This is a genomic window from Streptomyces sp. CRN 30, assembly GCF_034105845.1.
Genome location: NZ_JAVRHI010000534.1, coordinates 1 through 13,527, shown reverse-complemented (window position 1 = coordinate 13,527; position 13,527 = coordinate 1). Strand labels below are relative to the sequence as shown.

At 69.8% G+C, this 13,527-nt stretch carries 14 protein-coding genes and 2 pseudogenes; 8 read left to right on the top strand and 8 right to left on the bottom strand.

Translation table 11 applies throughout. The annotated features are described in order from the left end of the window. The 3 genes and pseudogenes from UW392_RS62215 to UW392_RS62205 all read left to right on the top strand — a co-directional run. Positions 1-91 (top strand): annotated as a pseudogene (locus UW392_RS62215) (glutamine synthetase); the annotation flags it as partial. Between the two features lie 138 nt (positions 92-229). Next, positions 230-496 carry a hypothetical protein gene (locus UW392_RS62210; RefSeq protein WP_320784369.1) on the top strand — a complete coding sequence of 89 codons (267 nt, stop codon included), beginning with the start codon at positions 230-232 and terminating at the stop codon, positions 494-496. After that, positions 493-939 (top strand): hypothetical protein, encoded by a 447-nt coding sequence (locus UW392_RS62205; protein ID WP_320784368.1) that lies wholly within the window; start codon positions 493-495, stop codon positions 937-939. The genes UW392_RS62210 and UW392_RS62205 overlap by 4 nt, the downstream gene beginning before the upstream one ends. A gap of 108 nt (positions 940-1,047) precedes the next feature. Here UW392_RS62205 and UW392_RS67235 read toward each other — a convergent pair. Together UW392_RS67235 and UW392_RS62195 are read right to left on the bottom strand one after the other, a co-directional pair. Next, positions 1,048-1,203: pseudogene (locus UW392_RS67235) on the bottom strand (NUDIX hydrolase); the annotation flags it as partial. Positions 1,204-1,278: 75 nt separating this feature from the next. Beyond that, positions 1,279-1,719 (bottom strand): ATP-binding protein, encoded by a 441-nt coding sequence (locus tag UW392_RS62195; protein WP_320784367.1) that lies wholly within the window; start codon positions 1,717-1,719, stop codon positions 1,279-1,281. 148 nt (positions 1,720-1,867) lie between these two features. Here UW392_RS62195 and UW392_RS62190 point away from each other — a divergent pair, with 148 nt between their 5' ends. Together UW392_RS62190 and UW392_RS62185 are read left to right on the top strand one after the other, a co-directional pair. Further along, positions 1,868-2,734, top strand: a complete 867-nt coding sequence (locus UW392_RS62190) for a helix-turn-helix transcriptional regulator (RefSeq protein ID WP_320784366.1) — start codon at positions 1,868-1,870, stop codon at positions 2,732-2,734. After that, positions 2,731-2,952: a DUF397 domain-containing protein gene (locus tag UW392_RS62185; protein ID WP_320784365.1), complete on the top strand. Its 222-nt coding sequence runs from the start codon at positions 2,731-2,733 to the stop codon at positions 2,950-2,952. The genes UW392_RS62190 and UW392_RS62185 overlap by 4 nt, the downstream gene beginning before the upstream one ends. A gap of 126 nt (positions 2,953-3,078) precedes the next feature. Here the strand turns inward: UW392_RS62185 and UW392_RS62180 are convergent, their stop codons facing one another. Next, on the bottom strand, positions 3,079-3,753 hold the full coding sequence (locus UW392_RS62180; RefSeq protein WP_320784364.1) for an HAD family hydrolase: 675 nt from the start codon (positions 3,751-3,753) through the stop codon (positions 3,079-3,081). 644 nt (positions 3,754-4,397) lie between these two features. On the opposite strand from UW392_RS62180, the gene UW392_RS62175 reads away from it, so the two are divergent. Next, the gene (locus tag UW392_RS62175; protein WP_320784363.1) at positions 4,398-4,598 is read left to right on the top strand and encodes a hypothetical protein; all 201 of its coding nucleotides are present in this window, start codon (positions 4,398-4,400) and stop codon (positions 4,596-4,598) included. A gap of 18 nt (positions 4,599-4,616) precedes the next feature. On the opposite strand, the gene UW392_RS62170 is transcribed toward UW392_RS62175, so the two are convergent. From UW392_RS62170 to UW392_RS62160, 3 genes are all read right to left on the bottom strand, one after another. Further along, positions 4,617-5,741: a hypothetical protein gene (locus UW392_RS62170; RefSeq protein ID WP_320784362.1), complete on the bottom strand. Its 1,125-nt coding sequence runs from the start codon at positions 5,739-5,741 to the stop codon at positions 4,617-4,619. Between the two features lie 141 nt (positions 5,742-5,882). Beyond that, a complete protein-coding gene (locus UW392_RS62165; protein ID WP_320784361.1) occupies positions 5,883-6,284 on the bottom strand; it encodes a DNA-binding protein in 402 nt (133 codons plus the stop codon). After that, on the bottom strand, positions 6,281-6,529 hold the full coding sequence (locus UW392_RS62160; RefSeq protein ID WP_320784360.1) for a type II toxin-antitoxin system CcdA family antitoxin: 249 nt from the start codon (positions 6,527-6,529) through the stop codon (positions 6,281-6,283). Before UW392_RS62160 ends, UW392_RS62165 begins: the two co-directional genes overlap by 4 nt. A 143-nt stretch (positions 6,530-6,672) precedes the next feature. Between UW392_RS62160 and UW392_RS62155 the strand changes: the two genes are divergently transcribed. Further along, on the top strand, positions 6,673-9,702 hold the full coding sequence (locus UW392_RS62155; RefSeq protein WP_320784359.1) for a bifunctional [glutamine synthetase] adenylyltransferase/[glutamine synthetase]-adenylyl-L-tyrosine phosphorylase: 3,030 nt from the start codon (positions 6,673-6,675) through the stop codon (positions 9,700-9,702). Here the strand turns inward: UW392_RS62155 and UW392_RS62150 are convergent. Both UW392_RS62150 and UW392_RS62145 read right to left on the bottom strand, forming a co-directional pair. Then, positions 9,632-10,534, bottom strand: coding sequence for a phosphatase PAP2 family protein (locus UW392_RS62150; RefSeq protein WP_320784358.1), 903 nt, complete (start codon positions 10,532-10,534; stop codon positions 9,632-9,634). The genes UW392_RS62155 and UW392_RS62150 overlap by 71 nt on opposite strands. A 133-nt stretch (positions 10,535-10,667) precedes the next feature. Next, complete coding sequence (locus tag UW392_RS62145) at positions 10,668-11,702, bottom strand: LacI family DNA-binding transcriptional regulator (RefSeq protein ID WP_320784357.1); 1,035 nt, start codon at positions 11,700-11,702, stop codon at positions 10,668-10,670. A 468-nt stretch (positions 11,703-12,170) separates the two neighbouring features. On the opposite strand from UW392_RS62145, the gene UW392_RS62140 reads away from it, so the two are divergent. Then, the gene (locus UW392_RS62140; protein ID WP_320784356.1) at positions 12,171-13,439 is read left to right on the top strand and encodes an extracellular solute-binding protein; all 1,269 of its coding nucleotides are present in this window, start codon (positions 12,171-12,173) and stop codon (positions 13,437-13,439) included. Positions 13,440-13,527: the final 88 nt, after the last annotated feature.

Genomic DNA, 13,527 nt, shown 5'->3' with positions numbered 1-13,527 from the left:
ACACTTCCTCCGCAACAAGCGGCAGGAGTGGGAGGAGTACCGCTCCGAGGTGACCGCGTTCGAGCTGCGGAAGAACCTGCCGGTGCTGTAGGGGCGGATCGCCTCTCTTGATCGGGCTCGGGCGGCAACGGGGCTGACGGTTCGTGACTGTCGGCCCCGTTGGCATTTCGCCACCCCTACGACAGTCATAGGCCGAGCCGCACCGGTGAAGAACTGCCATACTTCAAGTATGGCAACCCGGAAGATCACCATTACCGTGCCGGAAGAGCTGGTGGAATCGATCAAGGGGCGTGTCGACGCACGCGGGGTGTCCGGCTACATCGCGGCCGCCGCCGCTCACCAGGACGCCATGGACCGGCTGCGCGAGTTGGCCGGACGACTCGAAGAAGAGCACGGCGCCGTGACGGACGACGAGCAGCAAGCGGCCCTGGACCGCATCGCCGCCATCGACGGTTGGCACGACGAGCAGCGATCGAGTGCGGACGAGGCCGCGTGAGCCGCACCGCCCGAGCGAAGCTGCACCGGCCGCGACAGCGCGTCTTCGTGTTCGCCTCCGAGGCCCTGTCCAAGGCGGTTCAGGGCGATCGTGAGATGGCTGCGCTGATCAAGACGGCTCCGCGGCTGGACATCCCGATCGTCACCTCGGCACTCACGACCCTTGAGGCATGGGACCCTCGCGAGACGCCGAGGCAGCCACTGTGGAACTGGACGCTGTCCCGGATCCGCATCGTGCACACCGACGACCAGGTGACCGCCATGGCGCGCGACATGCTGAAAGCAGCCGGCCTGCATGGGCACAAGTACGCCATCGACGCCGTCCTGGCGGCTGTGGCCGGTCGGGAAGCCGTCCAGGGAGCCCAGGCGACCGTCTTCACCTCCGACGCGGACGACATGAATCAACTCCTCGCGGGACACTCCGTGCGAGTCGAGAAGGTCTGACCGGACGTAGACCGTCCTGGCCCCGACGACTCGCGCCACATGATCCGTTGAACACCGTTCCGTCCCGACTTGCAAGGCGGTGGAGTTGCGGAAAGTCTCTCCTGCCAATCAGCGGACCGCTTGATCCATGAGCAGGTACAGCAGGCCCACGAGGGAGCCGCTGCTCACGATCTCCCGGCGGTCGATCATGTCCCGGACCTCGGCGAGTGCCCACCGTGGGTCTTCCACTGCATACCTGCGGCCCCTCTCGATCGGTCCTGGTCCGAGCGAGCCGGAAGAGATGCCGCCCCATCTGCACGGATGCGCCCGCCGGTGCCGTCACCTCACCGCGGACGAACATCACTGCTTCTCCACGGGCACCCGGCACCGCACCTGCTTCCCGATGGCCGACTGCCGTACATGCCACCCGGGTGCGAGCAGGTCGACCAATCCGAGTCCCCGCCCGCCCTCCGCGTCCGCACTGTCCAACGGCGTCTGGCTACGCCTGGGCGGAGTACCGGGGCCCGGATCGTGCACGCTCACCGCGATGCCGTACGACGTCACGTACACCTCCACCACGAGCGGTACGTGGTCTCCGCATGCCCGTACGGAGTTGCCGACCAGCTCGGAGAGGACAAGTAGCACGGAGTCGACGACATCGGCAGCGAGGCCCTGAGCCAGCAGCTCGACGTGCGCCAGCTTCCTCACGGCCCGCAGGTTGGGAGACGAAGCGCAGAAGTGCACGGCGAAGCCCTGAGGGCAGGGACGCAGGTAGTAGCCGGGAATTGGGGTGGGGGACATGATGTCTCCTCGACGGTGGGGGGCTGGCACAACGCCACTTTCCTCCGACCGCACGTCTTTCTCCCCGGGGTAGAAATATTTCGACCCAGACGAATGAAGTAGTCGTGACGGTGTGCGACAGGCACACCGGCCCTGCCAGACTCCGGTCATGCCCAACTCGCCCCTCGTGCCAACCATTCGACGCCGCCGCCTGGGCGCCAGCCTGCGAAGCTTCCGCAGCGAAGCCGGCATGACGCTGGACAGCGCCGCAGGAGCCATGGGCTGGAAGGCGCCCAAGCTCTCGAAGATCGAAAGTGCCACTCAGTCGATCAGGCCGAGCGAGGTCAGCGCCCTCCTGAGCGTGTACGGAATCGAGGACGACCAAGTTGAAGAAGCGCTGGGCGCTCTCGCGCAGGACGCGGGGAAAAAGGGCTGGTGGCAGACGTACAGCGCGATCGTGTCACCCGCCTACGCCGACTACATCTCTCTGGAAGCAGATGCCGACACCATCAGCGCTTGGTCGCCGCTGCTCGTCCCTGGACTGCTTCAGACAGCCGCTTACGCACGCGAGACCATCGCCGGTATCACCACGACGCGCACACCGGGCGAAGTGGCCGCCCTGACCGAGGTGCGCATGGCCCGACAGTCCGTCCTCGCCCGCCCAGACACGGCCCTTGAGCTGTGGGCAATCATCCACGAGGCCGCCCTGCACCAACGCTTCGTCGTACGCCCCACGACCATGCGCGAACAACTGAGGCGCCTCCTGGACGCTTCCGAGCTGCCCAGCGTCACGGTCCAGCTGATGCCACCCGACTCCACTACTCACCCCGGCGTTGTCGGAGGCTTCACCGTGACGGCATTCCCCCGGCCCATGCCTCCGGTGGTGCTCTTGGAGAACCTCAGCGGCGCGACGTACGTTGAGGGCGACGACGCGACGCCTTTCGCCAAGGCCTTCGAACGCATCCGCGCGGCGGCCCTTCCGGTGGAGGATTCGCTAGCGAGGATCGCCGAGTTGGAGGAGAGACACCGGAAGTGAATCACCCCCAGGCTGAGCTGCACGCGTTCGACCTCACCGAGGCGATATGGCGCAAGGCGTCCGCCAGCGGAGCGGAGCACGATTGTGTCGAGGTCGCCGAACTGCCGGGCGGTGCCAGGGCCGTGCGCGACTCGAAGAGCCCGAGCCATGAGCCCCTGCGCTTCAGCGGCTCGGAGTGGGCCGCTTTCCAGAGGGGCATCATCGCCGGCGAACTGTGATTCGCCGCGACTGCCAATCAATCAAAGTCTGGCTTCACGACCTGCACTGCCCATATCGGTGCATCGGACGCTCGCTACGGATTCCACCGGGAACGCAGCAGCCTCTCAGCTTCAGCACGGCCGCCTTCACCGCAGCGTCATGCGCCCTGTCTCGTTGAACTGCTTGATCAGCCCGGACAGCTCAAGGAGGCTTTCTATTCGGAAGGTGGGGAGCTTCTCTGCTTCCTCGCTGTTCCACTGGATCGTGGCCCATGGGCCACGACGGACGAGCGTGGTGTGCATGCCCGCTGCGACGGCCGGGCGGATGTCGTTGTCGACGCGGTCCCCGACATACAGCGTCTCGTCGGCGTCAGCGGGCACCGCCTCGGCGACGCGGTGGAAGAACGTCGGGTCGGGCTTACTGGCGCCCCAGTCGTCCGAGGTGCCGATCAGGTCCACGTCCCCGCTGAACAGGCTGCGCAGCAGATCTCCAGCACGCACTGTCTGATTCCCGGCGATGCCCAACCACATGCCGTCGGCGCGTAGCGCGGCAAGCGCGTCACGGACGTCCTGGTACACGTCGGCCTCCCCGAAGTGCTCCGGCTGCCCGGCCTCGGCGCGTGCCTCACGCTCGGCGTACAGGTCGAAGCCGGGGCGGAACTCCTGGAAGACCTCCCGGTAGTCGCGGCCCTGGGCGATAACCGCGCCGAACATGGCGTGGAAGGTGTGTCGAGGAACGCCCAGCCAGTCAGCCCAGGTGCCGTACTCCCGGGTCTCATCCACCAAGCACTCACCGACGTCGAACACCACAGCTCGAATCATGCCGGGCAGCGTACCGACGGAAATCCCGCGCCAGGCATGATGAGAGGGTCTCTACCGCCGAAGAAGTGAGGCCACAGCCTCAAGCAATGTCCGAGACAAGACAACGGGCGCCAGCCTGATGTGATCCAGAACGAGACCGATGTCCGTAACCGCGCCAGCGACCGGCCGACCATGAGCGCAGGCGAACGGCCTCGTACGCCGACCCGCGAGGCGCCGCCACAGTTGGAGCGCGTGCGTCTGCCGCGGCGGTAGGTGCTGTTTCATGCTCTCCGGGGCTTGCGAGGCTTGGACCAGTTGCCATGTGGCCGGTTTCGTTCCCGGGCCAGCATCGTCGCGTCGTACTCGACCGCGCTTGTCACTGCTCGTGGCTCGGGTTCGAGCACGGCCTCAGTTGATCGCCATGGGACGGTCGAGGTCCAGCCGACGAGGGGCATGGTCTCGTTGTAGTGAGGGGCGAACTGCGCGGTGATGAGGGCTGGCATCTGATAGTCCAGGGCTCGCACGTGCTCGATGAACGGTTCAGGGAGCAGGACGTGATGCGTCTCCACGTAGTGTGGGAGGTCCTGACGCCAGAGCCAGGCACCATCGGTCACCAGTGATGAGCAGCCCGGGGAGTGGCGGTGCGCCTTGCCTGTTATGACGTCGTGGCCCGCTTCGTGCGGTGGCTGTTGCTGCTGGTCATCATTGGGACTGGTTACGGAGTTGCCACCGTGACGTGGCGCGTCGTGTTGGGGAAGTCCTGGGACGACTCGCTGAGCGCTGCCCTGACGTTGACCGTGAGCGTGGTGGGCGGTCAGTGGATCGTTGCCGTCATCCAGCGCAGGACCGGTCGCGGCAGGGGCTGACCGCTGCCCGCCTCCGCGTCAGCCGGTGGGAGCCGACCGGAGGGCGCCCAGCAGCCACGGCATGTGCTTCCGGTGGGTGACGATGAGTACCCGTACGCCCTCGTCCTCGCCCTCGCCCTCACCCTTGTCCTCGCACTCCAGGACCAGGCACTTCCTGCCGTCGTCGATGTGCTCGAAGTCCGACCAATACGGCGGGCGGACGCGGATCGGGGTCAGGGTCTGGGGCACCTCGCGGCGGGCGGCGACGCCGGTCCAGTCGGGGGCGGCCGACAGGTGGGCGGGGCCGACAGGGCCGACGACCAGGTGTCCGCCCTCGCCCGCGTACGGAACCTCACCCACGATCGTCACCGGGAGGACCAGCTCCGTGGTGGGTACGGAGGGCTGCATGACGACGGTGTCGTCGCCCCGTGAGCGCCGTGCCGACACCACGGCCACCACGCCGCAGACGGCCAGGAGCACGGCCGCCGACACTCCGACGACCTGGAGGGCCGCACCGGCGCTGTCGGTGGCGAAGGTCGCGGCCGTCCCGATTCCGGTGAGGAGGAAGCCGCCCAGGACCGGGGTGCCGACCAGCCAGGGTCGTGCCCTGCCGGAGGCGCGGGTGAGGCGGGTTCCCCAGTAGAGGAGGATCAGGGAGAGCACCCCCAGGGTGCCGGAGACGAGGCCCCAGGCGAGGTAGAGCCGGTAGTCGCCGCGTACGTCGGCGGAGGTGTACCGGCGCTCGGACTCGAAGTCGACGTACCGGATCTGGCCCCGCCAGTACGTGACGTCGACGCGCTGTTCCGCGCGGGCGGCCGGCCACCGGTTCGCGGAGCCCTCGAGGCGGGTGCGGCTGGTCGTGCCGTCCGCCTCGGTGAGGTGCATCCAGGTCCAGGGGCCGCCCCGGGGGGAGGGTTTGACGGGTACCGCCCGGTCGATGCGTGCCGGGACGGTCGACAGGCAGTCGTCGCCCCCGGCCGGGGCGCAGGCGGCCGCGGCCCGGAAGTCACGCTCGCGGTCGAGCGCGCCGGGCAGGCTGAAGAGCAGCAGCCACGCCGCCACCAGCACGCCCACGGTGCCGGTGAACACACCGAAGCCGCGCGCGACCGCGCGGTCCGTCGAGCGGAGTTGAGCAGCGGTGGTAGCGGTCCTCGTCGTGGTCACCAGCACATTGTGCGGTAGTGAAAAAGTCGTGGGGCATGGCTGAAGTGCGCAACGGCGAGCGGTCGTTGGCTGCCGGGATCCGGCAGGCGCTACTGGCCGCCCAGGGCGAGCCTGGTGAGAACAGCCCAGTTCGAGGGCTCTCTAGATGCCGATGAGCCGTACGCGGTCACCGCACAACCTGCTCATGTCATCGATGTCGGACGTCAGCAGTGCCACCGGGCCCGGCTGACGCATCGCCGTTTCCGCCACCGTGGCGTCGATGGCGTACTTGTGTCCGTGCAGTCCCGCCGTCTTGAGCAACTCGGCTGCCGCCTTGGCCGTCTGCTGGGTGACCGGCTCGACCCTGACCCGTGAGAGCGTCCAGTTGAGACGCGGCAGGTTCACCCGCGCATGGCTGACTTCCACGATGGTGTTGGCGCCGATGACGAAGTCGGCTCCCATTCCATGGAAGACCTGGAGCATGGCCAGGAGTTTGCGGTCCTGAGCGACCCAGGCCGACAGCCCCTGCGAGTCCAGGACGACCGTCTCGTAGTGCGTGTTCACGCAACATCCGGGCGGTCGGAGCGGTCGGCGGCGTCAAGGATCCTGGCGCGGGCTTCCGCCAGCTCCTCGTCCGTGAAGGAGCCGTGTTCCTCCTGGTGGCGCCGCAGGTCGTCGCCGAGCAGCTGATGCCTGATCTGACGGGCCACGGCCTCGGCCACGTAGCCGGACACGTTGTCCGTCAGTTTCCTGAGTTCGGCAACCTGCTCGGTGGGCAGCGTGACAGTGATACGGGTGGTAGCAGACACAGGACCAAGCATACTGGAGTATGCGCCGGGGGAGGGGTGAGGCGAGTCGGGGCGCCGGCTTTCACTCAGTGGCACCGGCCTCCCGTCCGGCCTCCGGGGTTAGGCTCAAGGCCGTACCACCATGATCCGAGTGGAGGCCGAGCATGACGGCGCCGGGGCGCAGGAGCAGTACCTTCACCCGTCTGCTGCGGCACGGTTTCACCGATCCGTCGGCCGCCGAGCGGCTGCTGGTGAGCCCGGAGCTGACGGGCGTACGGGACGACCCCGTGCTGTTGGAGGCGCTCGGTGCCACCGCGGATCCCGATCTCGCGCTGCTCGGACTCGTACGGCTGCTGGAGGCGCAGCCCACCCCCGCCGCGCGGCGTGAGCTGCTGGGCACGCTCATCGCGGCGAAGCCGTTGCGTGACCGGCTGCTCGGGGTGCTCGGCGCGTCGGAGGCGCTGGGGGACCATCTCGCCCGGCATCCGCACGACTGGCGGGCGCTCGTGACGTACGAGCCGCGTGACCTGCACCCCGGTGTCGAGGAGTTCGAGCGGGGGCTCGCCGAGGCCGATGATCCTGTGTCGCTGCGCGTCGCCTACCGGCGGTGCCTGCTCTCCATCGCGGCCCGCGACGTGTGCGCGACCATAGACGTCGCGCAGACCGCCGCCGAGCTGGCCGACCTGGCCACCGCCACCCTGCGGGCCGCGCTCGCCATCGCCCGTACCGCCGCGCCGGAGGACGCCGCCGCGTGCCGGCTCGCCGTCATCGCGATGGGGAAGTGCGGGGGGCACGAGCTCAACTACGTGTCCGACGTCGACGTCATCTTTGTCGCAGAACCCGTCGAAGGCGCCGACGAGCAGCAAGCAATCCGCGCCGCCACCCGCCTCGCCTCCCACATGATGCGGATCTGTTCGCAGTCGACCGTCGAGGGCACCATCTGGCCCGTCGACGCCAATCTGCGGCCCGAGGGGCGCAACGGGCCGCTCGTGCGGACGCTCGTCTCCCACCTCGCCTACTACCAGCGGTGGGCGAAGACGTGGGAGTTCCAGGCGCTGCTCAAGGCGCGGCCCGTCGCGGGGGACGCCGAGCTCGGCGCGGAGTACGTCGACACCCTCGCGCCGCTGGTGTGGAAGGCCGCCGAGCGCGAGAACTTCGTGCACGACGTGCAGAAGATGCGGCGCCGGGTGGTCGAGAACATCCCGGCCGGGGAGGTCGAGCGGGAGCTGAAGCTCGGGCCCGGCGGGCTGCGGGACGTCGAGTTCGCCGTGCAGCTGCTGCAGCTCGTGCACGGGCGGGCGGACACCTCGCTGCGCGGCGGCTCCACGCTCGGCGCGCTGCGGGCGCTCGCCGACGGCGGGTACGTGGGGCGGGCCGACGCCGAGCAGCTTGATCAGGCGTACCGGTTCCTGCGGTCCATGGAGCACCGGATCCAGTTGTACCGGCTGCGTCGTACCCACCTCCTGCCCGAGGCCGAGGTCGACCTGCGGCGGCTCGGGCGGTCGCTGGGGCTGCGTACGGAACCCGTCGACGGGCTGCTGCGCGAGTGGAAGCGGCACGCGGCCGCCGTCCGGCGGCTGCACGAGAAGCTGTTCTACCGGCCGCTGCTCGACGCGGTCGCGCAGCTCGCGCCCGGTGAGACCCGGCTCAGTGCCGGTGCGGCGCGGGAGCGGCTGGTCGCGCTCGGGTACGCGGACCCGGCGGCGGCGCTCCGGCACCTGGAGGCGCTGGCGTCGGGGGTGTCGCGGAAGGCGGCCATCCAGCGGACGTTGCTGCCGGTGATGCTGGGATGGTTCGCCGACTCCGCCGATCCGGACGCCGGGCTGCTCAACTTCCGGCGGGTGTCCGATGCCCTCGGTAAGACCCCTTGGTACCTGCGGTTGCTCCGGGACGAAGGCGCCGCCGCCGAGAACCTGGCGCGCGTGCTGTCCGCCGGGCGGCTCGCCCCCGACCTGCTGATGCGCGCGCCCGAGGCGGTCGCGCTGCTCGGTGACGGGGACGGGAGCGGTGGCGGGCTGCGGCTGCGCGGGCGGGCGCAGCTGGAGCAGGAGATCCTCGCCGCGGTCCGGCGTGCCGACGGGGCGCAGCAGGCGGTCACGGCGGCGCGCGGGGTGCGGCGGCGCGAGCTGTTCCGTACGGCCGCCGCGGACATCGTCGGGACCAACGGCACCCACGCGCCCGCACCGGGAGACGAGGTCGATCACGGTCGGTTGGTGGACCTGGTGGGGGGTGCCGTGTCGGATCTGACCGCGGCGACCCTGGCCGGGACGCTGCGGGCCGTCGTACGGGAGAAGTACGGGGACACGCTGCCCACCCGGTTCGCGATCATCGGCATGGGGCGGTTCGGCGGGCACGAGCTGGGTTACGGGTCCGACGCCGACGTGCTCTTCGTGCACGAGCCGTGGGAGGGCGCCGACGAGCAGGAGGCCGCCCGGGCCGCGAACACGGTCGTGGGGGAGATGCGGCGGCTGCTGCAGATCCCGAGCACCGACCCGCCGCTGCTCATCGACGCCGACCTGCGGCCCGAGGGCAAGTCCGGGCCGCTGGTGCGGACGCTGAAGTCGTACGGGGCGTACTACCGGCGCTGGTCGCTGGGGTGGGAGTCACAGGCGCTGCTGCGCGCCGAGCACGTCGCCGGGGACGAGGACCTGGGGCGGCGCTTCGTCGAGCTGGTCGATCCGCTGCGGTACCCGGAGGGCGGGCTCGGCGACGACGCCGTGCGGGAGATCCGGCGGCTGAAGGCGCGGATGGAGTCCGAGCGGCTGCCGCGCGGCGCCGATCCGACGCTGCACGCCAAGCTGGGGCGGGGTGGGCTGTCCGACGTGGAGTGGACGGTGCAGTTGCTGCAGTTGCAGTACGGGGCGGGGGAGCCGGGGCTGCGGACCACGCGGACCCGGGCCGCCCTGGCCGCGGCGCGTGCCGCCGGGCTGGTCACGGACGAGGAGGCGGCGACGCTCGACGAGGCCTGGGTGCTCGCCACGCGGGTGCGCAACGCCGTGATGCTGGTGCGCGGGCGGGCCGGTGACACGTTCCCCTCGGACCCGCGCGAACTGGGGGCCGTGGGGCGTTACCTGGGGTACGGGCCGGGGCACGTCGGGGACATGCTGGATGACTACCGCAGGGTCACGCGGCGGGCTCGGGCCGTGGTGGAGGCGCGCTTCTACGGGATGCAGGACGGGCCGGCCCCTCGCTGACGTCGCGCGGCAGGCCCTGCGGCAGCGCCCCGTACCAGAGGCGGACCACCGCGTAGCCGAAGGCGAGGCAGAGCAGGCCGCCCACCGCGTCGAGCCAGAAGTGGTTGGCGGTGGCGACGATGACCACGAGGGTCGCCGCCGGGTAGAGCAGGCCGAGGATGCGTACCCAGGGCGCCGAGGCCAGGGCCCACAGGGTCAGGCCGCTCCACAGGGACCAGCCGATGTGCATGGAGGGCATCGCGGCGTACTGGTTGGACATGTTCTTCAGGTCGCCGGAGGCCATGGAGCCCCAGGTCTCGTGGACCAGGACGGTGTCGACGAAGTCGACGCTCGTCATCAGGCGGGGCGGGGCCAGCGGGTAGAAGTAGTAGCCGACCAGGGCCACCGCCGTGGTGGCGAAGAGCGCCAGGCGGGCGGCGGCGTAGCGACCGGGCTGGCGGCGGTAGAGCCAGACCAGGACGCCGAGCGTCACCACGAAGTGCAGCGTGGCGTAGTAGTAGTTCATGCCGACGATCAGCCACGTCACGGAGTTCACGGCGTGGTTGACCGTGTCCTCGACCGCTATGCCGATCGCGTGCTCGGCCTTCCAGATCCAGTCGGCGTTGGCGAGCGCCTGCGCCTTCTGCTCCGGGACCGCGTTGCGGATCAGTGAGTAGGTCCAGTAGCTGACCGCGATCAGCAGGATCTCGAACCAGAAGCGGGGGCGGCGGGGCGTGCGCAGCCTGCGCAGGAGTGCCGCGGCCCCGTCGCCAGTACCGTCCGTGACGTCCTTGGCGGGCGGGGGAGCGGACTGCTCCTGGCCTTCCAGAGTCGTCACGGTCGTCTCACCCATGGGCACAGAGTCTGCCAGAAAGAACGCCCACCCCAGTTCATCCCCCGGTCGGGTTCCGGACCCACGGTGTCCGTAGTGGACCGGCGGGTGGTTCTCATGCTCACGTACCCGTTACCGGCCGGGTCTCTCCTCCCTAAGGACGAGTCCGGTCCCCAGGGGCCGAAGCGGTCGACCCGCGCACCACCAGCTCCGGCATGAACACGAACTCGCTGTGGGGTGCGGGCGTCCCGCCGATCTCCTCGAGCAGGGTGCGCACCGCGGCCTGGCCCATGGCCGGGACGGGCTTGCGGACCGTGGTGAGGGGCGGATCGGTGAAGGCGATGAGGGGGGAGTCGTCGAAGCCGACGACGGAGATGTCCTTGGGGACGTCGAGGCCCCGCTGCCGGGCCGCGCGGATCGCGCCCAGCGCCATCATGTCGCTCGCGCACACCACGGCCGTGCAGTCCCGGTCCATCAGCGCGGCGGCGGCGGCCTGGCCGCCCTCCAGTGTGTAGAGGGAGTGCTGCACGAGTTCCGTCTCGACCCGCTGCGGGGACAGGTCGAGCTGCTCCTGCATGGTGCGCACGAAGCCGTCGATCTTGCGCTGTACGGGCACGAAGCGCTTCGGGCCGAGCGCGAGGCCGATGCGGGTGTGGCCCAGGGAGATCAGGTGGGTGACGGCGAGGCTCATGGCCGCGCGGTCGTCCGGTGAGATGAACGGGGCCTGGACCTTCGGCGAGAAGCCGTCCACGAGGACGAACGGCACGCCCTGGGCGCGGAGTTGCTCGTAGCGCTGCATGTCGGCGGTGGTGTCCGCGTGCAGGCCCGATACGTAGATGATGCCGGCGACCCCGCGGTCCACCAGCATCTCCGTCAGCTCGTCCTCGGTGGAGCCGCCCGGGGTCTGGGTGGCGAGCACCGGGGTGTAGCCCTGCCGGGTCAGCGCCTGGCCGATCACCTGGGCCAGGGCGGGGAATATGGGGTTCTCCAGCTCGGGGGTGATCAGGCCCACCAGGCCCTCGCTGCGCTGCCGCAGCCGTACGGGGCGCTCGTAGCCGAGGACGTCGAGGGCGGCGAGGACGGACTGGCGGGTGGTCGCGGCGACGCCCGGCTTGCCGTTCAACACCCGGCTGACGGTCGCCTCGCTGACCCCCGCCTGGGCAGCGATGTCGGCAAGCCGTGTGGTCACGGCACCGGACTGTACCGGGCGCCTGCCCGCTTGCCCACCGGCCCGTCGCCTGGCCGGCGCGGAGGTGCGGCCCGTCGCGGGCTGCTGCGTCATCGGAATCCCTCGCGATTCTGGTCGGTGTCCGGTGCCTGCGCCCTGGTCGGGACGGATCGCGTCCCGCAAGGCGCTGACGGGGCGATGATTCCCGTACGGGGAAGCCTTGGCAAGAGCTTGCAGAGTCTTGCACAAGTGTTCCCGCCCGCGCTGAGCGGGCCCGGGTCCCGGTTTTCGAACGGTCGCGGACGGGTCACGGAAGGGTAACCGGCGCCGTTTCTTGCACTTTTTTTCTGCAAGGTCTTTCGCAACTCTTGCACGGCTGTTACGTTCTCGTCGCCCGGCGGCCGCGACGGCGCAGTCGGCAGTTGTTCAGGGGTCACGGATTCAGGCCGTCTCCTGCACCACACGGGCTTTCACCCTCAAGGAGATCTCATGCGGCGTGGCATAGCGGCCACCGCGCTGGTGGCGTCCGTCGCCCTCACGGCGACGGCCTGCGGCGGAAGCGACAGCGGCGGCAGTGCCGACGGTCCGGTCACCATCACCTACTGGGACACTTCCAACGCCACCAATGAGGCGCCGACGTACAAGGCGTTGGTGAAGGAGTTCGAGGCGGCCAACGAGGACATCAAGGTCAACTTCGTCAACGTCCCCTTCGACCAGGCGCAGAACAAGTTCGACACCGCCGCCGGCGCCTCGGGCGCCCCGGACGTGCTGCGCGCCGAGGTCGGCTGGACCCCGGCGTTCGCGAAGAAGGGCTTCTTCCTGCCGCTGGACGACACCGAGGCCCTCGCCGACCAGGACGAGTTCCAGGCGAGCCTGATCGAGCAGGCGCAGTTCGAGGGCAAGACGTACGGCGTGCCGCTGGTCACCGACACCCTGGCCTTCGTCTACAACAAGGAACTGTTCGAGAAGGCCGGCGTCGAGGCCCCGGGGACCTGGGACGACCTGAAGAAGGCCGCCGCCACCATCAAGGACAAGACGGGCGTCGACGGCTACTGGGGCTCCACCGCGGGCTACTACGCGCAGCCGTTCCTCCACGGTGAGGGCACCGACACGGTTGACGTCGAGGGCAAGAAGGTCACCGTCGCCTCCGCCGAGGCGAAGAAGGCGTACGAGACCTGGGCCGGCCTGTTCGACGGCAAGGGCCTGCACAAGGCCGACACCACCGCCGACGCCTACGCCCACCAGCAGGACGCGTTCGTCAACGGCCAGGTCGCGTCGATCATCCAGGGCCCGTGGGAGATCACGAACTTCTACAAGGGTTCGGCCTTCAAGGACAAGGCCAACCTCGGCATCGCCACCGTCCCGGCCGGTTCCACGGGCAAGGCGGGCGCCCCGACCGGCGGCCACAACCTCTCCGTCTACGCGGGCTCGGACGCGGCGAAGCAGGAGGCGGCGCTGAAGTTCGTGAACTTCATGACCTCGGCGAAGTCCCAGGAGACCGTCGCGCTGAAGAACTCCACGCTGCCCACCCGTGAGGACGCCTACACCGACAAGGTGAAGGCCGACCCGGGCATCGCCGGCTACCAGCGCGTGCTCTCCGCCGCCCAGCCGCGCCCGGAGCTGCCCGAGTACAGCTCCTTCTGGACGCCCCTGGACGACGAGCTGCCCCAGATCGCGAGCGGCAAGAAGTCCCTCGACAAGGGCCTGAGCGACGCGGAGACCGCGATCGCCAAGCTGGTGCCGGACTTCGCCAAGTGACGCACCCGGCCGCCGCGCCCCGACCGCCCGACGGGCACCGGGGACGCGGCGGCCGCGGGCCGGGCGCGGCGTACGGGACGTCGCCGCG